Origin of the sequence: Paucibacter sp. Y2R2-4, assembly GCF_025717535.1 — a bacterium.
Classification (GTDB): Bacteria; Pseudomonadota; Gammaproteobacteria; order Burkholderiales; family Burkholderiaceae_C; genus Paucibacter_A.
Genome location: NZ_JAJIRO010000003.1, coordinates 260,923 through 279,845, shown reverse-complemented (window position 1 = coordinate 279,845; position 18,923 = coordinate 260,923). Strand labels below are relative to the sequence as shown.

Genomic DNA, 18,923 nt, shown 5'->3' with positions numbered 1-18,923 from the left:
CATAATGCGCCAGCAAGCCGCATCAGCCCGTCCCGGTGATAAGGAGCAGCATGGCCGAATTGGATCGCGATGGGTCGAGTGACCAGGAGACTGCAAAGGCCGCCGTCCTCGACCTTGTTTTTGACGCGCGGCATTTGCTCAGTCCGCTGCATGCGCAGGCCAGTTGCAAGCAAGTCAGCGAGGCCTTGTTCACAACGCTGCCGAAACCTCCGCGCGAGTTGAGCTTGCCACTGGACGAAGTGGGCTTGGCCGTCACCAGCCACGACACCCAGGCCCTGGTCGAAGCCGCGCTGCACTTGCAACAGCAACACCATGCCGGCCAATCGCAGCGCAAACTGCGCTTTCGCTGCGGCATCCATGCACTGGCCGATGCAAGCAAGCCCCAGCCCGCCGAGATCGCGATGGCGCGGCGCCTGGCCGCCAGCGCCGAGCTGGGAGGCCTTTGCTTGAGCACTCAAGCGATTGACCAGCTGGATCAACCCTGGCGTCTGGGCCTGCATGATCGGGGCGCTCGTCAGGACGGCTCCGGCAGCGAGATCCATGTCTTCAGCATCGAGCACGACATGCCCGCAAACATCCAGCCTCGGGATTCCGACTTCGGCGCCATCCTCGCCGTGCTACCCCCTGATCTGGGCGGCAACACCGCACGCCTGCTCGCCATGGCCGATTTGGTGGCTGACAGCTTGATCGTCGCGCTCTCGCGCTCGTCGCAGCTGCAGGTGGTGTCGGCCCGCTCCAGCCGGGGCTTGCGGCATTCGCGCCAGGCCTTGGCCGATGCGTTTGAGCATCTGCAAGCCCACCATGTGCTGCAGTGCCGAGGCAGCGTGGGCGTGGGTGATCAGCTGTTTTTGCAGCTGTCTTTGCACGACAAACAAGCCGGCCACAGTGGTCCGCCGCTGTGGCAAGACCGGCTGGAATGCAAGCTCGAAGATCTGCTCTATGGCGAGGCCTTTGCCTTGCAAGAAGCCTGTGCCGACGTTCATCGACTGCTGCTGCACGCCAGCTTGTCAGTCAGCAAAACGCTGGTCTGGGACTCCTTGGAGAACTACCAAATCTTCAGCGCAGCCACCCAGCTGATGCACAAACTTTCGCCCGGTTGCCTCGATCAATCAGGACAGATGCTCAGCCAGCTCAGCCGACAGCAGCCACAAGCGGCGGAGCCCTTGGCATGGTTGGCGTTTTGGCACCTGTTGCGCGGCGCACAAGGCCTAGAGCCGATCGACCAAGCTGCGTTACAAGTTGCCAGCTTCGCAGAAGCGGCCTTGGCACTGGATGACACCCATGCATTGGCGCATACCCTGCTTGGGCACTCCTTGGCGATGCGCGGCGCCAGTCTTGAACTTGCCCTGCAGCACCACCAACAAGCTTTGCACAGCAACCCGAGCTGCGCGCTGGCCTGGTCGTTTCAAGCCTTGGCTCAAACCTATTCCAACCAGACCCGCGAGGCCTGCGAATCCGCTCGCTTGGGCTTGGCCTTATCGCCTCTGGACCCCTGGCAGTATTTCTTGGAAGCGGCCTTGGCCCATGCGCTGCTGGCTCACAGGCAATACGACGCAGCCCTTTTGCATGCTCAGCAGTCCTTTCGGCTGTGCGCCAGCCACGCCCCCACCCTGCTTTACCTGGCGGTGGCTCAGGTTCGTTTAGGTCAGCAAGCCCAAGCCGAGGCCTCGATGCAAAGCCTGCGCCAGTTGTGGCCCGAAACGACTGTTGGATCGTTCCGATCGCGCTACTGGGGCCGAGAAGCCCCGCACGCAGAAGACTTTGCCCAAGCCTTGGCCCAAGCGGGTATGCCGCTGCTTTGAAACCTTGTCCATTCAGGGGAAACAAAACATGAACACCTTGAGCATCTTCGATCTTTTGGGCGGCGTCGGTCCAAAGGGCGGGGTCGGCCCGTATGGCGGAGTTGGCCCCCGTGGCGGGGTCGGTCCCTTTGGGGGTGTCGGCCCCAGAAGCTATTCCACTGCCGGCGACAACGATCTGGGCAGCGCCTGCCTGGTTCGCACCCAGGGCTATCTGACCCAAGGCCTGGTCGATCCAGACCCGCCTGCGCCCTGCCCCGGTTTTGATGCCGCACCATGGCTGCACTACGGCGCCGCGCCTCGGGCACAGTCGCTGCTGATGGAGGCGCTGAGTGGCTTGCGGGTGCGGCCAGACATCAGCGGCAGTGGCGACAAAGAAACGGTGCTTCTTGAACAACTGGGCGAAGGCACGCAAGGCCTGGCTTGGCGGCCCCTGGTCAGCATCAGCCGGCCGCCGCTGCCCTACTTCATTGCACAAGCGCGCTTGGTCGATGATCTCTTGCCCTTGCGCGAGGTGCGCATTCAAGAAATCCATGCCCAGGCCAACGACGCCTTGAGCTTTCTGCTCAGTGCAGCCCAACTGCCCTGGCATCGCATGCCGCGCACCTTGGAGTTGATCGAATCGGCTTTGGCCCTGCAAATGGCGGTGCAAATGCGCTTCAAGCAGATCTTGGCCTGTCCGCGCCCGCATCAGATCCGGCCCAGCTTGCTGCCAATGATTGAAGTGCCCACCCATGGCAGCTTGCCCAGCGGCCACGCCGGTGAGTCGCATTTGGTGGCGGCCCTGTTAATCCACCTGATGCAGCGCGCCCAAATGCCCAAGCTGAATGCCCAAATGCTGGTTCGGATGGCGCTGCGCATTGCCGAGAACCGTGTGGTGGCCGGCGTTCACTATCCGGTCGACAGCTTGGCCGGCCGCTTGCTGGGCGAAGGCGTCGCGCGCTTTTTGCTGGCCAGCGTCGGCGAGGTCGCGGGGCCGCCAAAGCTGCTGCAGTTTGGCGGCGGTGCGTTTGAAGTCCCCGCCTCGGCCCAGCCCGACGAGGCCTTGGCCCCCTGGCTCAGCCCCGAATGCCAAGAAACCGCGGCGGCGAACGGTGCGCCCCCGCTGCCCGTGCTGAGCGATCACGCCAGGCTCTGGGACCTGGTGTGCAAAGAATGGTCCATCAGTAGCAGCCTCAACAGCAGCACCGGTGCCTGATGAGCTTCACCGCATTGCCACCGAGCGCCGCGGGGCCTGGCAAGCCCGAAACCAGCGCCAGCAACCCCGCCGCCCAGGCAAGACCTGACCCCAAACTCGCACCCTTGGCTTGGAAGAAGCGCGGCGCTTGCACGCCCGGCGACCCCTATCTCGACTGGGCGCTGGCCACCGAATGGCAGGGCTTTCCCAAGCTTTTGGCGGCCGACACACCCGACGCATCCACGCCCGAGGACGCCTCCTGGGTGCCCCTGATCGCGCCAACAGGCAAGGCCCTGGATGCTCTGCTGAGGCGCGAGCAGGGCAATCTACGACTCAATCCCGCAGCGCCCCCCGATACCGAGTGGCTCACACTCTGGGCGCGCCGCAGCAGCGTGGAACGGGTGCGTCAGGCGCTGCCTCACTGCGAGCTCTCTCAACCATTGCCGGTCAACTTTGCTCAAGCTCGCCCGCCGAGCCCGAGTCATGCAAGCAGCGGCACGCCAGGCCAGCCCATCCCCCTGATCTTGGGCACCATCGATCGGGGCGGCGCCTTTTTGAATCAGGTGTTTCGCGCGCCCGGCCGCAAGGGGGCATGTCGCATCTTGTCCTACTGGGATCAAGAGTCGCTGCCGCCCCGCACGAGCGGCACCCCCTGGTGCGTGGCACCTGCTGGTTATGGCCGAGAGCTCAGCCAGGCGGCATTGCAAGCCCTGCAAAAGCGCTGCAAACGAGACCCTGGCCTGGAAGCCAAGCTCTATCAGCAGCTGGACATGCCTGCGCTGCTGCGCGCGGCGGCCAGCAATCAGCCCGACCACGCCACCCATGTGCTCGACACCTTGGCCGGCCTGCCCGCCACGCGCCGCAACCCTGCCAACGCCAAGCCGGACGAGCTCGATGCCGCCGCCCGCGCCCCGCTGGTCGTGGTTTCGGTGCCCGAAAGCCTGGTGGGTCAGACCACTGGCGCCGCCTGCGTCGCGCAGATTCTGGATGCGCTGCACCACATCCTCAGCGAGGCCGAGGCCTTGGCACCGCAAGCCGCGGTCGTGGTCAACATCAGCCTGGGCGCCCTGGCCGGCCCGCACGATGGCAGCTCGGCCCTTGAGCAAGCGATTGACGACTTGATGCGCAGGCGGCCGCGCCTCTTGGTCGTATTCGCTGCCGGCAACAATGGTGGCGACCTCTTGAACGACCCCACCAGCGGCACCAATGCCGCCGGTGCGCTGGCGCCAAGCCGCAGCGCTCGCCTCACCTGGCGCTTGCAACCGGGCGACCCGACCGACAGCTTCTTGGAACTTTGGTGCTCAAGCCAGCCAAGCGCCGGCAAAAAGCAGGCCCAAACGCAGGCCGACTTGCAGCTGCGCGTCTTGGAGCCGATTCGCTCGCCCTGGCTCCAGATGGGCCAGCAGCTGGAGCTGCGCCAGGGCAAGCGCCTGCTCGGGCGCTTTCATCTGCAAGTCTTGGACGGCCGGCATGGTCGCGCCCAGCTGTCTTTCGCGCCGGTTCGCGGCGAGCGTGGCGGTGTGCCCGCGGGCCGCTGGCTGATCGAGATGCGCAATGCCGGCACCCAGCCCTTGAACATCGAGGCCCGCATCCAAGGGGACTTGCCGCGCTGGACCGACCCCGCGCCGGTGCAGTCGGTGTTGGTGGAGGCGCAAGGCCTGCACCTGGGAATGGCCGGCAGCCTCAATGGCCTGGCCACCGGCAAGCTGCCCTTGATGGTGGGCGCAGCCCACACCGAAGACGACCGCGACTCGCTCTACACCGCCAGGCTCAAAGCGTCAGACGACCCCCATCGACTGGTACGTGCCGTGGCCGACGAAGGGCCCATGGCCTATGGCCTGATTGCGGCCGGCGTTCTCTCAGGCACCGAGTCCCGCATGGGCGGCACCAGTGTGGCCGCACCCGTCGCCGCACGGCACTGGGCCAATCGTCTGGCTTGCGGCGGTCTACCTCCAGCCCCGGAGGATTGGTTGGACTATTTGAATGCTGGCGAGGACGGCCACAGCAGCGCTGCGAAGAGCCAGCAGAAGCGCAGCGTTGTTGCCACGGCGCTACGCCCCAGCCCTTTTCGCGGAAGCACACAAGCCTAGGCCTCGCGTTTCTTCACTTTGAGCGCCGGCGCGCGGCCCGCCGCTCTGGGATGTCCGTGAGGCGGCTTAGGTCCTTTCTGATGACCCGTTCAAGCAGCGTCTTTCTTGGTGACTGTCAACGGGTCGGAGAGTCGGCCAAAGTCTTCGCTGTGGGAGACATTGAGATTGAGTGTGCAGTGAATGGCCGCCCACATCAAAAATTGGCCCAAACGAGCGTCAAGCGTTGATACTGGCGGCACGCCCGGCGTCTCAGCCATGCACAGCGAATCTTGCCAAAGGGAAATCTGGATCAGTCAACCGTTCTTGGTGCGACATACTTGCTTTGAGGCGGTTGAGTCTCCTATCCGTTGAGAGTTTGGGCGTGGAACCATGGCCATGGATCTCTTGAAAGGTCTGGGATATGAAGCGTTTGAAGATGCTCGCTGCTGTCACTGCTGTTGGGGTGACGATCTCGATTTTGGCGGCTTGTGGTGGGGCCGGTGATGCGGTCCAGGATGAAGAGCAAATCGTTGGGAGCTTCGGACCCAATTTGCCATTCGGCATTCGGAATGAGCTTGACGCGCTGGTTCTGGTGAAGGTTGCGGATGTGGATTCGCGTGAGTGGTTGACCGGTGATCAGATCGGCAGACCGGACTCAAGTCCCCCCAAAGGCTTTCAAGACATTCTGCTGTTCTCCAATGGAGATCACAGGCACGCGTATTTTTGGCCAAAGGCGAAAAGCCATGCGCCATTCCGACTTGATTTCATCACCGATAGAACGCGTGGCGCTGCACCGTCTACCTCCATCTCGTTTGATACCGTTTTCAACTGCTTTTCTGTTCTCACCCTTTCGCGCGCACCCTGCAGTTTGCTTGTGAAGCAGGATTGGCAAGGTTGGGCCTGGGGTTCTGCGGATCGCAGCAGTATTTCCGCCCAGATTCCGGAAGTGTGCAACACGACCTCACCCGTATTTACCTACACCGCGAGCAATGGCCAGCTGCGTCAGGCGCGTGGGCGATTGGAGTGTTATTCGGTGTCAGGCGGGACCCTCGGTCACGCGATTGTTTTGGAGGATGTGAAGTGATGCTTGCACTCGGAAATTGTGGCCGCTTCAATGCGCTCCAACACTCAAAGCTTGCACGCACCAAACCAAAACACATCGCACAGGGTGCCATCGCTGTCGCATTCTTGGCATCGGGCTTGGCCCATGCGAATGGGTCGGTCGTCAACACGGAAACAGGTGCAGTCCGTGGCGCCGAGCGCCATGGCGCTTTTGAATACCGAGGCATCCCGTATGCAGCCCCACCGGTCGGAACGCTGCGCTGGGCCTTGCCCCAGGCTCCGGCGGCGTGGACCGGCGTGCGCGATGGCGCCGCTTTCGGCCCGGCCTGTCCGCAACAAGCGCGCTTCAATCTGACAGAAGGCAGCACGCAGGAGGATTGCCTGAGCCTCAACGTCAGCGTGCCGCGACAAATCAAACCGGGCCAGAAGTTACCGGTTCTCTTCTGGATTCACGGCGGTGCATTTGTGGGCGGCTCTTCCAATCTGTACCGCCTGGACAAGTTGGCTGCGCAGGGCAATGTGGTGGTCGTGTCGGTGAACTACCGTCTCGGTGCCTTTAGCTTCATGCCCCACGCGGCGCTGGAAGACGGGGCGCACCACAACGGCAATTACGGTCTGGAAGACCAGCGCATGGCCATGGCCTGGGTGCAGCGCAATATCGCGGCCTTTGGCGGCGACCCCCGCAAAGTCACGATAGCCGGCGAGTCGGCCGGTGCAGGCTCGGTATGCATGCACCTGGCCAGCGGCGACAAGGTCAAGGGCCTGTTCCAGCAGGCCATCGTGCAAAGTGCCGGCTGCCTTCAGCCGATGAAAACCGTGACAGAAGCCCAGGTCGTGGGACAGAGCTTGGCGGCAGCACTGGGCTGCAAAGGCTCGGACAGCGAAATCGCCCAATGCCTTCGCGCGCAGCCTGTGGAAGCTATTCTGGAAAAGCAAGGCGAATACGCCCAGCAGCACCCGGAAGACTTCATCCCTTTTGCGCCCGTGACCGGAACGCCCGAACAACCTAACGCCACCCTGCCCCGGAGCGTGCGACAAGCCATCGAGCAACAGCAGTTTCTGCAAATTCCTTTGATGCTGGGCGGCACTCGGCACGAGGTAGGTTTGTATGTGGGCTATTTCTGGCAGGCGGCAAAGGCTGGCAAGGGCATGGCACTCGACGCGGCCCACTTTCCCGCCTGGTTGAAGCACTTTTACGGTGCTGAAAAGGTGGAAACCATCCAGAAGCAGTACACCCCCAGCCGAGGTTGGACCCAGGAGGGTGAGCTAGCGCAAACCCTGGCGCGACTGCTCTCCGACTACACCCCGGGCATCGGCATCAACAACTGCCTGTACCTGCACACGGCCGATGCACTGCGGCGCTATTTCGCAGCAAGTGGCAAGAAGCTTCCCCTCTACCAGTTTGAATTCGCCGACGAAAGCGCACCGGTGCTGGGCGTGGGCATCTCACAGCCCTACCCTGACTTTGTGATGGGCTCGGTGCATTCGACCGAACTCAACTACTTGTTCCCCAAGCTGTCGAATACACAAAAAATCGATGCGCCTGAGCTGTCGCCGCAGTCCGCGAAACTGGCCGACCAAATGGTGGCGCAATGGGCGCAGTTCGTGCGTACAGGCAACCCTAACCGGGCCGGCCTGCCGGCATGGCCTGCCTACGCTGGCCCCTCCAGCGTGATGCTGCTGGTCCCTGGCGCCTCTGGCGCTTATGACGCGGACAAACAGCACCAATGCAGCGCCTTCTGGCAGCGACACTTTCAGCTGCCCTGAGGCAAAAGACCATGGCTGTACACCGCCGAAACACCGACAAGCTCTGGCCCGACTTTCTGGACTACTTCAGGCAGGACTTCCGCCGCGAGTTGCAGGGCTGGTGGCGCATCGTCCAATACTTTGGCATCTACATCCCCGTGGGCTTGGCGCTGCTGGTGGCTATCGTGATCCATGTGGACCCGCTACCGCCCGCCAAAGCCTATTTGGCAACCGGACAGCCTGGATCGTCCTACCACCTGCTGGCGGAGAAGTTTGCGGCCTATTTCAAGCTGCATGGTGTCGAGTTAGAGCTTATCGAGACAGCCGGCTTGAGCCAGGGACTGAAGGACCTGAACGATGACGATTCGCGGGTCAATGCCAGTTTCCTGACCGCAGGGGCTGCGGAGCTGGGTCAATACCCCAAGATGGTTTCCCTGGGGAGCTTGAAGTACTCCCCCGTGTGGCTGGTCTACCGGGGCAAGGCACCTGATGCCGCGAACCCCCTGGGAGATCTGCTCAAGCGCCGCATGGCGGTGGGCATGGATGGCACCAACACCCGTATGTTCCTGAACCGCATGCTGGCGCTGCACGGGCAAACACTCACACCCGGGCCCCAGACCTATGAGATCAGCCATGAGGAGGCTGCAACACGCTTTGAGAAAGGCGAACTTGATGCGGTCCTCATCGTGGACGGCATTGACTCTCCCAATGTGCAGCGCCTGCTCCGGGTGCAGGACCGCCAAATTGTCGAATTCGCACTCGCACCCGCCTACCTGAAGAAAATGCCTGCACTCGAGATGGTCACCATCCCCCGAGGCGCCATTGACCTGAAGGATGTCTTCCCACCCAAGGACTTGAGCTTGCTTGCATCCACGGTCACGCTGGTTGTGGAGGCCGATACCCATCCGGCCTTGCAATGGCTGTTCCTGCGGGCCGCTGAGAGCATTAGCCAGGATCGCACCGAGTTCTTCTCCAAGCCGAACCATTTCCCGGAATACGTTGACCGCAACGTCGCGCTCAGCCCGGTTGGCGCGCGCTACTTTGACGGCGGGCTGCCCACCGTATTCAAGTACCTGCCGAATACCTGGGCCACCCTTTTTGACAGCACCTGGGGCATCGTGCTGGCCGTTCTGGTGGTGGGTTGGCCCTTGTTCCTGCAAATACTGTCGCTGCGGCAGTACCCGTCCAACAAGCTGCTGTATGACTACTGGCAGGACCTGCGCGACCTGGAGCATGAGTTGGACAAGATCGAAACGCCGGCAGATGCCCAAGTCATCATTGAGCAACTCGACGAGATGCTCGCGCAGGTGCTCGAAACCTGGGTGGAGGACGACCTCATTCACCGCTACTTTGGCCTGCGTCGCATGATCCAGGAGATCCGCAACCTCGCCCTCCAGCGCCAAGCGGCCGTCCTGCCCAAGCTGGAACCTGCCACGTGAGCTCCGCACTCGCAGGGAATAGCGACCAACGGCCGATCTACATTCGCAGCGACATCCACAAGGACCGCCGCTTATGCAAGGACAGGCTCTACATCATCAGCGGCCAGGTCCATGTCAAAGCAGGCGTCACCCTGGACGTGGAGGACGGCGCGCGTTTGGGTATCCTCAATGGAAGGGTTCCCGGGCGCAGGCTGGAACGCGCCGCCCTGGTATTTGATGCCGGCTCGCAGCTGATGTCCCGTCGATGGACCTTGTTCGGCTGCGGAAGGGACGGACGTGCTGAAACCCACCCAGACAATGGTGGCGTTTGGTTCTTCGGTACGCACCTCGGCGCCAGCAAAGACGGCATGCGACTGCTGACGAAGCCAGGCTCAGTGCCTTCATCTTTCCACGCCCGAGCGCTCAGTGCACGCTATCTGGGCCGCATGGACGCTCGCCCCAGCACCCGGCAGTTCCATCACGACACGCGCAAGAGGCTCGATGACCTGGATGCCGTGTCACTGATGGGCGTGGGCCTGACGGAATGGCACATCGAGGCGCTACATATCCTCGGGGCTGGAGACGACGCCCTGGATCTGCATAACTCCGAAATTCAACTGCGCAAACTCGTGATTCGCAACCCGGCCGAAGACGCCTTGAACATCAGCAGCAGCCGTATCGACATCACCGAAGCCTTGCGTGTTCGCATGACGCGCCGGGGAGAAAGAGACGGCGTGGATGCGGACCGCGACGTGTTCGACCTGGAGGTAGACGAGGGCCCCTCGCGGGTGGTCTTGCACCGGGGCGCGCGGGTGGACATCTGCGGCGTCTTCGGCGACGAGTTGCAACTGGACTCGGCCGACTTGCCTGCCCAAAGCGACGCAGGCCGAGACCTTTACCTGTTCAAAGGCCGCAATCGCCGCAAAACCACGGTCATTGAATCACTGACCGAAGACTGAAAAGCGCCGCATCCATTCCTGCTCCATGGTTCGAGGCATGTCTTTGCTAGCGACCTTGGCCACCGGCGTGCGCGTGCAAGTTTTGGGGAGGCAGCAAGCGCCAACATGGGCAGTTGAACTTCAAAGCCAAACCGAGCCTCAATGCCAAGCACAATGCAGGGTCTAGAGGAGCCAAGCATGACCCTGACCGAGCTACGCTATATCGTCGCCGCGGCCCGCGAAAGACATTTCGGCCGCGCGGCGGAAGCCTGCCATGTCTCGCAGCCCACCTTGAGCGTGGCGATCAAGAAGCTGGAAGAAGAACTGGACCTGAAGATCTTCGAGCGCGGCGCCAATGAAATCAGCGTCACCGCCCTGGGCGAAGACATCGTGCGCCAGGCGCAGTCGGTGATCGAGCAGGCCAGCGCCATCAAAGAAATCGCCAAACGCGGCAAAGATCCGCTGGCCGGCCCGCTGCGGCTGGGCATCATCTACACCATCGGCCCCTATTTGCTGCCGGCCCTGGTCAAGGGCGTGATCGAGCAGTACGCGCAAATGCCTTTGCTGCTGCAGGAGAACTTCACCGTCAAGCTGCTGGAGATGCTGCGCACCGGCGAGCTGGACTGCGCCATCATGGCCGAGCCCTTCCCTGACAGCGGCCTCGCCGTGGCGCCGCTGTACGACGAAGACTTCATGATCGCCGTGCCTGCCAATCACCCCTTTGCCAGCCGCAGCGAGGTCAGCGCCGAGGAGCTGAAGCAAGAGACGATGTTGCTGCTCGGTGCAGGGCATTGCTTCCGCGACCAGGTGCTGGAGGTCTGCCCCGAGTTCGCCCGCTTCAGCAGCAATGCCGAGGGCATCAGCAAGAGCTTTGAGGGCTCTTCGCTGGAGACCATCAAGCACATGGTCGCCTCCGGCATTGGCGTCACCGTGGTGCCGAGCTTGAGCGTTCCCAAGGAGGAGCAAGCCCATCTGCGCTTCATTCCCTTCAAGGGGACGGCGCCCAGCCGCCGGGTGGTCTTGGCCTGGCGCAAGACCTTCACCCGCTACGAGGCCATTGCAGCGCTGCGCAATGCGGTCTATGACTGCCCACTGGCCGGGGTGAAGCGGCTGTCATGAAGCAGGACTCGCCGGCCCTGTACGAGTTGAACGCCGAGGTCGAGGCCCTGGCGAAGGAAGCGACAAGTCTGGCGGGGCCCGAGGGTCTGATTGCCCAGGTTCATTGGGCTTGGCATCTGCGCGAACGTGACTCCAGCCGCGCCTTGCTGGTGGCCGAGCACGCCGAGCGAGAACTGGAGCAAATCTCGGCGCAGCAGCTCAGCGCCGAACACAGGCAATCGCTGCGCTGGCGTTTGCAGCTGTCGGCGATCGATGTGCGCCGGCTGCGCAATGAGTCAGCCCAAGACGGAGCCTTGGCGGAACAGATTTATCAGGCGGCTCGCGAGGCCGGAGATTGCGGCAATGCCATCGATGCCTGCTGGGTGCTGGCCCAAGTGGCCACCAGCTTGGGAGACACGCAAAAATGCAGCGACTGGCTGACCATCGGCGCGCAGCAGGCCCATAGCTGTGGAGACAGCGAGCGCCAAAGCTTGCTGGAGTGCAGCCAAGCCCGCTATGCCGGTGTGATCGATCGTTATGCCGCCGAGGCCCAGTGGGGCGATCATTTTGAAAGCAAGAGAACCCACTCGCCGCCGCGGGTGGCGCCCATGCTCGATCTGTACGGCGCTTACCGCGCCATGCGCGCCAGCCGCCTGAGTGAGGCCATCCAGCGCTTTTCGGCCGTCATCGATCCCTTGATAGAACTTGGCTGCATTCGCGAGGCGATCGCCGCTCAAGCCAATCTGGGCAGCGTCTTCAATGACCTGAATGACCCCGAAGCAGCGCTGGAATGGATGGAGAAAGCGTTGACCCTGGCGCGCAAACAGGCCTGGTCTTTCAGCATCGGCACCTGCCAGATGCAGCTGGGGGAGACGCTGCGCAAGCTGGGTCGATTGGACTTGGCACAAGAGCAATTGAATGAGTCCTTGCAGTGCTTTGCCCGCTGGCCCGCCACTCGCAACCATTGCGTCAGCCTGAACTACTTGGGCTGGCTGGCACTCGACCAAAACCAGCCTCAGCGCGCTGCCGACTACTTTGACAAGATTCAAGCCGCGGGCGGCTTTGCCGACCTTCAGCTGAGCGCTTTGCGTGGGCAAGGCCACGCACTCTTGCAACTCGGCGACTTGGACGCAGCCGAAAAGAGTGCCCAAGAAGCGCTGCTGCTGGCCCAGCAACGGGGCGCGGCTGACTTGGTCGTCCAGCTCGGCCTGCTGCTGGCGCACATTGCGCAGCGTCGGCCTGTCCCTGCAGCCGATTTGGCCTTGCAGTACCTGGAGCAAGCCCGCGAGCAAGCTGCCGCGATCACCGGCTACAAAGGCAGCAGCGAGCTGCTTCACGCGCTCGCTCAGGCCTACGCCGATTCGGGGCGCTATGCCCAAGCCTATGAGGCCAGCCAAGAAGCGGCTCAGTCACGGGCACAGTCGCTCAGCGCCGAGGCGGCCAATCGCCTGGCGTCCATCCAGCTGCGCAATCTGAACGACAGCGCCCGCGCACAAACCGAACATTTGCATGCACTGGCCGAGGCCGAGCGCCAAAAAGCGCTGCTGATGCAACGCAATAGCGACACCTTAGAGCTGCTGGGCCGCATCGGCCAGGAACTGACTCGACAGCTGGACTTGACGTCGATCTTCTCGGCCTTGGTTCGGCATATTCCTTCGCTGCTGGACGCGCGCGCTTTCGAGGTCTATTTGCTGGACGAAACCGGATCGGCACTGGATTCCATCTTCGGCCTGGAAGATGGGCAAGCCTTGCCGCACGACCGCATCGAGCTGAGCGACCCCGACTCCAACGCGGCACGCTGCGCGCTTGAACGCACTGAGCTGTCCATCCAACTGGCGCATGATGGCAGCGACCCCAGCCAAGTGCCCGGCACCATGCGCACGCTCAGCGCCTTGTTTGCACCGCTGTTGATCGGCGAGCGCTTGCTGGGCGTGGTGACGGTGCAGTCGCCGCTGGCCCATGCTTACGGCGAACATGAGCGGATGATCTTCCGCACGCTGAATGCCTATTTGGCGATTGCGCTGGACAACGCCAATGCCTACAAGCGCTTGCAGCAAGCGCAAGCCCAGCTGATCGCGCAGGAGAAACTGGCGGCGCTGGGCGCCTTGGTCGCCGGCATTGCGCATGAGTTGAATACACCGCTGGGCAACAGCCTCTTGATGGCCAGCACGCTGGAGCAACGCACCAGCGAGGTGGAGCAGGCGGCCGCCGCCAAGTCCTTGCGGCGCAGCGAGTTAGAAGGCTATCTGACCGAGGCCAAATCGATGGCTCGGCTCATCATGCAAGGCCTGGAGACCGCCGCGCGTCTGATCACCAGCTTCAAGCAAGTGGCGGTGGACCAAACCGCCGAACAAAGGCGTGGCTTCGAATTGGCCGGCATGTGCGAACAGTTGCTGGCCACGCTGCGCGCCGCCATCCGCAAGCACGGGCATCACATCGAGTTGGACGTCCCCGCCGGGATCGTGATGAACAGTTTTCCCGGGCCCCTGGGCCAGGTCATCAGCAATCTGGTCAACAACGCCATGCTGCACGGCTTTGGAGAACGCAAAGACGGGCATATGCGCTTGAGTGCAAGGCTCTTGAACGAAGGCCGCGTGGAGTTGCGCTTTCAAGACGACGGCGTGGGCATCAGCGCCAGCCATGCCTCGCGCATCTTCGAGCCCTTTTTCACCACCAAGTTTGGCCAGGGCGGCAGCGGCTTGGGTCTGTCCATCAGCCACAACATCGTCAACTCGCTGCTGGGTGGCAGCCTGAATCTGGACCCCAGGCCGGGCCCAGGCTGCTGTTTTGTCATGCTGCTGCCACTGCAGGCGCCGCCCGCCAAAAGCGCGGCGCCGGAGCAAGAATCGGGTGGGCAGACGCGGGCCGAGCCTTAACAATTTGCGCATCGTCATTCGAAGCGGCGGCTCCTCGGCCGCGCCACCATGCAAACCTTTCAAATCCACGCCTTGCCCGCCGCGACTTTTGCGCCCCTCTTCGAACTGGACGATGAGGCTTTGCAGCGCCAATGCATACGGCGCCGCATCATCGACGCCCCACATGAAGCCCCTTGCCGGGTGAGCCTGCAAGACGCCGAGGTCGGCGAAGAAGTCTTGCTGCTGCCCTTTGCCCATCACGAGCACGCCACGCCCTACCGCAGCAGCGGCCCCATCTTTGTGCGACGCGCCGCCCAGCAAGCCTGTCCAAGCCCGTCAGAAGTGCCGGATTCGCTGCGCCGCCGTTTGCTGGCCCTGCGCGCTTATGACGCTGCGGGCTGGATGCTGGCTTGCGATGTCACGCCCGGCGATGCGCTGGAAGCGCTGTTGATACCGATGCTGCAGCAGCCCGGCTGCGCTTTCGTCAACCTCCACTACGCCCGCGCCGGCTGCTACGCCGCTCGCGCCGAACTACGGCCGGCTCCCCTTCCCTTGCAAGCTTGACGGCCATGAACAGCAAAAACGCGCGCTACCAATTGATTCGGCAGGCGATTGAACGCTTGAGCGCCGCCGAGGCGCCGGTGGGCCTGCAAGAGTTGGCCGACGCGGCAGGGCAAAGCCCGTTTCACTTTCAGCGCAGCTTTGTCAGCCTGGCCGGCGTCACGCCCAAGGAGTTCAGCCAGGCCCTGGCCTTGCAGCGCGCCAAGCAAAGCCTGGCGCAGGCCGATTCGGTGATGGAGGCGGCCCTGTCGGCCGGCTTGTCGGGCCCTTCGCGTCTGCATGACTTGTTTGTCGGGCAAGAAGGTTTGAGCCCTGGCGAGTTCAAGAATGGCGCGGCCGGCCAGACGCTGCGCTGGAGCAGTGCCGACACTTTGCTAGGCCCGATTTGGTTGGCCGCCAGCGAACGCGGCGTGGTCTCGCTGCTGTTCAGCCAAGGCGCCAGCGACCAAGAAATGCTGGCCAAGGCGACCGCCGAATGGCCGCTCGCACAGTGGCAAGAGGCGAGGCAAGACCTGGCCCCCATCTTGGACGAGGTACAGCGCCGCATCAGCGGCCTAGGGCCGAGTCGGCCGATCGGCCTGGCCTTGTCCGGCACCTCTTTGCGGCTGAAGGTCTGGCAGGCGCTGATGCGCATCCCCGAGGGTCAGGTCTTGAGTTACGGCCAATTGGCACGGCAGGTGGATGCACCTCGGGCGGTGCGGGCGGTGGCGAGTTGCGTGGCGGCCAACCCGATTGCCTACCTGATCCCCTGCCACCGGGTGATTCGCGCCAATGCCGATTTCGGCGAATACCGCTGGGGGCCGCGCACCAAGCGCGCTCTGCTGGGCCTGGAGTTGGCGCGCGGCGACAAACCTGAAGTTAGCGCCGGCTTCTCCGCAGCTTAAATTGCAGCCTTGTTCCGGCGCCGCCAAGCGCGACGCAAAGCGAAGGCGCTGAGCGCCAGTCCGCTGGAGACCAAGAGCAGAGCCGCCGCCGAGGCGGCGCGCAGCAGGCTGTTGTTGAAGTCTTCGCCGCCGCGGTAGTCCATCAGGTGCAGACGCCAGAAAAAGTCATACAGCACCCAGGCTTCGTTGCGCACGGTCAGAAACTCGCCGCTGCGACCGTCGAAGTAAAGCCGAGTCTTGAAACGGTCGTCGAACTGCGCTTGCCAGACGTCCGTCTTGTCGCCCAGTTCGCGCACCAGGCCCAAACGCGTGGGCACTTGCTCGATGCGGCTGACTCCGCTCAATGCCCCCTCGCCCTTGTAAAGCGTGCGGGCAAAGGCCTCGATGGCGCCAGCCTCGACCGGCGGCAGGGCCTTGCCATCGGCGCCCAGCAGCCACTCGCCTTGGGCAAAGCGCAGTTTCAAGGCCGGGCCATGAGCGGTGGCCACGCTTTGCATGCCCAGCAAATCGCCTTGGTCGCTGGGCATGGGTGGCAAGGCCTGCGCCCAATGCGCCGACCAGACCTGACGCGGCTTGTTCAAAACATCGCCGCCCTTGACCCAGGCTTGAAATGGCATCCAGGCGAACAAGAGGCCGCCGACGATCCAGGCCAGCACCTGCAGCGCCACCACATAGCCCAGCCAGCGATGCCAGCGAAACAAAAAAGGGCTCCAACGCATCGCTTTTGACATAGGGATCAGTTCACCGAGCGGCTTGCAAAAGCGAAGATTGTGCTTCTTGCTCGAGTGGTGCAAGTTTTTGCCTATCTCGGCAGTAAAACTATTCAATTGGAATCGTTAATAGAAAAAACCTAAAGTCCTTCCATCCCATCCAGCCCACCTCAATAGGAGAGCGCGAATCATGTCCAACGAAGCCAAGTGCCCCTTCCATCAAGCCGCCAACAACAGCGGCAGCACCAGCAACCGCGACTGGTGGCCGAACCAGCTCAACCTCAAGGTCTTGCATCAGCATTCCCAACTGTCTGACCCGATGGACCCGGATTTCGACTACGCCAAGGCTTTCAAGAGCCTGGACTACGCGGCGCTCAAGGCCGATCTGCGCGCCCTGATGACCGACTCGCAAGACTGGTGGCCGGCCGACTTCGGCCACTACGGCCCGCTCTTTGTGCGCATGGCCTGGCACAGCGCCGGCACCTACCGCACCGGCGATGGCCGTGGCGGCGCCGGCACCGGCCAGCAGCGTTTTGCGCCGCTGAACAGCTGGCCCGATAACGGCAATCTGGACAAAGCCCGTCGTCTGCTCTGGCCCATCAAGCAGAAGTACGGCCGCGCCATCTCCTGGGCCGATTTGATGATCCTGGCCGGCAATGTCGCGCTGGAAGACATGGGCTTCAAGACCTTTGGCTTTGCCGGCGGCCGCGCCGACGTCTGGGAGCCCGAGGAAGACGTGGACTGGGGCGCCGAGAAGAAATGGCTGGACGACCAACGCTACAGCAAGGAACCCGGCACCCGCGAGTTGGAGAACCCGCTGGCCGCCGTGCAAATGGGCCTGATCTATGTGAACCCGGAAGGCCCGAACGGCAACCCCGACCCGATCGCCGCCGCCCGCGACATCCGCGAGACCTTTGCCCGCATGGCCATGGACGACGAAGAAACCGTCGCCCTGATTGCCGGCGGCCACAGCTTTGGCAAGACCCACGGTGCGGGCGACGCCAAGCATGTGGGCGTAGAACCCGAAGGCGCCAGCATTGAAGAGCAAGGCCTGGGCTGGACCAGCAGCTTCCGCAGCGGCAAGGGCGCCGACGCCATCACCAGCGGCCTGGAAGTCACCTGGACCAGCACGCCCACGCAATGGAGCAATAACTTCTTCGAGAACCTGTTTGGCTACGAGTGGGAGTTGAGCAAGAGCCCGGCCGGTGCCCACCAGTGGGTGGCCAAGAACGCGCAGGCCACCATCCCCGACGCTTTTGACGCCACCAAGCGCCAGCTGCCAACCATGTTGACCACCGACTTGTCGCTGCGCATGGACCCGGCCTATGAGGCAATTTCACGCCGCTTCTTGGCCCACCCGGAGCAGTTCGCCGACGCTTTTGCACGCGCCTGGTTCAAGCTGACGCATCGCGATATGGGCCCGCGCGCCCGCTATCTTGGCCCCGAGGTGCCGGCCGAAGACTTGCTGTGGCAAGACCCCTTGCCGGCCGCCAGCGGCGCGCCCCTTGATGCGCAAGACATCGCGGCCTTGAAGGCACAAATCCAAGCCAGTGGCTTGACGGTGTCTCAGCTGGTGTCCACCGCCTGGGCCTCGGCCTCGACCTTCCGCGGCTCGGACAAGCGCGGCGGCGCCAACGGTGCACGCATCCGGCTGGCCCCACAAAAAGACTGGGCAGTGAATCGCCCGGCCCAGCTGGCCGAGGTCTTGCAAAAGCTGGAGCAGATCCAAGCCAGCTTCAAGGCGCAGCAGCCGGCCAAGGCGCTGTCGCTGGCGGACTTGATCGTCTTGGCGGGTGGCGTGGGCGTGGAGATGGCGGCGCACAAGGCCGGCCACCGCATCGACGTGCCCTTCAGCCCGGGCCGCACCGATGCCTCGCAAGCGCAGACCGATGTGGACTCTTTCGCCGTGCTGGAGCCGATTGCCGATGGCTTCCGCAACTATCTGAACCAATCTAAGGGCCGCTACACCGTGGCCACCGAGGCCTTGCTGGTCGACAAAGCCCAGCTGCTGACGCTGAGCGCGCCGGAGATGACGGTGTTGGTGGGCGGCCTGCGGGTCTTGGACATCAATGCCGATGGCTCCCAGCACGGTGTCTGGACCGAGCGGCCGCAGACCCTGAGCGCGGACTTCTTCGTCAAGCTGCTGGACATGGGCACAGCCTGGAAGGCCGTGGACCGCGAACAAGAGCTGTTCGAAGGCCGCGACCGCAAGACCGGCGCCCTGCGCGGCACGGCCACGCGGGCCGACCTGGTGTTCGGCTCCAACTCGCAGCTGCGCGCCATTGCCGAGGTCTACGGCAGCGCCGACAGTGAGGCCAAGTTCGTGGCCGACTTCGTCGCCGCCTGGACCAAGGTGATGAATCTGGACCGCTTCGATCTCGCCTGAGTTGGAAGCTGGCCTGGGCCGGTGGCTGGACCACCGCGCTCAGGCCTAGGGCCTGCTAACACTACGTTTGCCCGTGCGAACGGGGCCGGCAGGGCTCAGGTCTAGGCGGACGACGCAGCCCAGGCTGGGCTGCCTGGGCAAGGAGATCAACGACGAGATGGGCCCTGCCAGCCCCGTTCCCTCGGGGTTGCCACCAGAAAAGCCGTGCACGTCGTTGCAA

At 63.3% G+C, this 18,923-nt stretch carries 13 protein-coding genes; 12 read left to right on the top strand and 1 reads right to left on the bottom strand.

Annotated elements, in window-relative coordinates; all coding sequences use genetic code 11:
* The first annotated feature begins 50 nt into the window (after positions 1-50).
* The 11 genes from LNV06_RS12465 to LNV06_RS12415 all read left to right on the top strand — a co-directional run bounded on the left by LNV06_RS12465 (position 51) and on the right by LNV06_RS12415 (position 15,607).
* Entirely contained in the window at positions 51-1,802 is a 1,752-nt protein-coding gene (locus LNV06_RS12465; RefSeq protein WP_263538614.1) for a hypothetical protein, read from the top strand.
* Positions 1,803-1,830: 28 nt separating this feature from the next.
* Positions 1,831-2,997, top strand: a complete 1,167-nt coding sequence (locus tag LNV06_RS12460; RefSeq protein WP_263538613.1) for a phosphatase PAP2 family protein — start codon at positions 1,831-1,833, stop codon at positions 2,995-2,997.
* The gene (locus LNV06_RS12455; RefSeq protein WP_263538612.1) at positions 2,997-5,066 is read left to right on the top strand and encodes a S8 family serine peptidase; all 2,070 of its coding nucleotides are present in this window, start codon (positions 2,997-2,999) and stop codon (positions 5,064-5,066) included. Before LNV06_RS12460 ends, LNV06_RS12455 begins: the two co-directional genes overlap by 1 nt.
* A gap of 400 nt (positions 5,067-5,466) precedes the next feature.
* Positions 5,467-6,129, top strand: coding sequence for a hypothetical protein (locus LNV06_RS12450; protein WP_263538611.1), 663 nt, complete (start codon positions 5,467-5,469; stop codon positions 6,127-6,129).
* Positions 6,130-6,245: 116 nt separating this feature from the next.
* Positions 6,246-7,874 (top strand): carboxylesterase/lipase family protein, encoded by a 1,629-nt coding sequence (locus tag LNV06_RS12445; protein ID WP_263538610.1) that lies wholly within the window; start codon positions 6,246-6,248, stop codon positions 7,872-7,874.
* A gap of 11 nt (positions 7,875-7,885) precedes the next feature.
* The gene (locus LNV06_RS12440; protein WP_263538609.1) at positions 7,886-9,292 is read left to right on the top strand and encodes a TAXI family TRAP transporter solute-binding subunit; all 1,407 of its coding nucleotides are present in this window, start codon (positions 7,886-7,888) and stop codon (positions 9,290-9,292) included.
* Positions 9,289-10,230 (top strand): hypothetical protein, encoded by a 942-nt coding sequence (locus LNV06_RS12435; RefSeq protein ID WP_263538608.1) that lies wholly within the window; start codon positions 9,289-9,291, stop codon positions 10,228-10,230. Before LNV06_RS12440 ends, LNV06_RS12435 begins: the two co-directional genes overlap by 4 nt.
* A gap of 177 nt (positions 10,231-10,407) precedes the next feature.
* Entirely contained in the window at positions 10,408-11,328 is a 921-nt protein-coding gene (locus LNV06_RS12430; RefSeq protein ID WP_263538607.1) for a hydrogen peroxide-inducible genes activator, read from the top strand.
* Complete coding sequence (locus LNV06_RS12425; protein ID WP_263538606.1) at positions 11,325-14,183, top strand: tetratricopeptide repeat-containing sensor histidine kinase; 2,859 nt, start codon at positions 11,325-11,327, stop codon at positions 14,181-14,183. Before LNV06_RS12430 ends, LNV06_RS12425 begins: the two co-directional genes overlap by 4 nt.
* 48 nt (positions 14,184-14,231) lie before the next feature.
* Positions 14,232-14,726 carry a DUF1203 domain-containing protein gene (locus LNV06_RS12420; RefSeq protein WP_263538605.1) on the top strand — a complete coding sequence of 165 codons (495 nt, stop codon included), beginning with the start codon at positions 14,232-14,234 and terminating at the stop codon, positions 14,724-14,726.
* A gap of 5 nt (positions 14,727-14,731) precedes the next feature.
* On the top strand, positions 14,732-15,607 hold the full coding sequence (locus LNV06_RS12415) for a bifunctional transcriptional activator/DNA repair enzyme AdaA (protein WP_263538604.1): 876 nt from the start codon (positions 14,732-14,734) through the stop codon (positions 15,605-15,607).
* Here LNV06_RS12415 and LNV06_RS12410 read toward each other — a convergent pair.
* Positions 15,604-16,338, bottom strand: coding sequence for a PepSY domain-containing protein (locus tag LNV06_RS12410; RefSeq protein WP_263538603.1), 735 nt, complete (start codon positions 16,336-16,338; stop codon positions 15,604-15,606). The two genes, LNV06_RS12415 and LNV06_RS12410, sit on opposite strands and share 4 nt — an antisense overlap.
* Positions 16,339-16,507: 169 nt before the next feature.
* Here LNV06_RS12410 and katG point away from each other — a divergent pair, with 169 nt between their 5' ends.
* Complete coding sequence (gene katG, locus LNV06_RS12405; protein WP_263538602.1) at positions 16,508-18,703, top strand: catalase/peroxidase HPI; 2,196 nt, start codon at positions 16,508-16,510, stop codon at positions 18,701-18,703.
* Positions 18,704-18,923 lie beyond the last annotated feature (220 nt).

Coding starts and splice junctions, on each gene's coding strand:
- LNV06_RS12465 (WP_263538614.1), top strand. CDS start 51: ATGGCCGAATTGGATCGCGATGGGTCGAGTGACCAGGAGACTGCAAAG.
- LNV06_RS12460 (WP_263538613.1), top strand. CDS start 1,831: ATGAACACCTTGAGCATCTTCGATCTTTTGGGCGGCGTCGGTCCAAAG.
- LNV06_RS12455 (WP_263538612.1), top strand. CDS start 2,997: ATGAGCTTCACCGCATTGCCACCGAGCGCCGCGGGGCCTGGCAAGCCC.
- LNV06_RS12450 (WP_263538611.1), top strand. CDS start 5,467: ATGAAGCGTTTGAAGATGCTCGCTGCTGTCACTGCTGTTGGGGTGACG.
- LNV06_RS12440 (WP_263538609.1), top strand. CDS start 7,886: ATGGCTGTACACCGCCGAAACACCGACAAGCTCTGGCCCGACTTTCTG.
- LNV06_RS12430 (WP_263538607.1), top strand. CDS start 10,408: ATGACCCTGACCGAGCTACGCTATATCGTCGCCGCGGCCCGCGAAAGA.
- LNV06_RS12425 (WP_263538606.1), top strand. CDS start 11,325: ATGAAGCAGGACTCGCCGGCCCTGTACGAGTTGAACGCCGAGGTCGAG.
- LNV06_RS12420 (WP_263538605.1), top strand. CDS start 14,232: ATGCAAACCTTTCAAATCCACGCCTTGCCCGCCGCGACTTTTGCGCCC.
- LNV06_RS12415 (WP_263538604.1), top strand. CDS start 14,732: ATGAACAGCAAAAACGCGCGCTACCAATTGATTCGGCAGGCGATTGAA.
- LNV06_RS12410 (WP_263538603.1), bottom strand. CDS start 16,338: ATGTCAAAAGCGATGCGTTGGAGCCCTTTTTTGTTTCGCTGGCATCGC.
- katG (WP_263538602.1), top strand. CDS start 16,508: ATGTCCAACGAAGCCAAGTGCCCCTTCCATCAAGCCGCCAACAACAGC.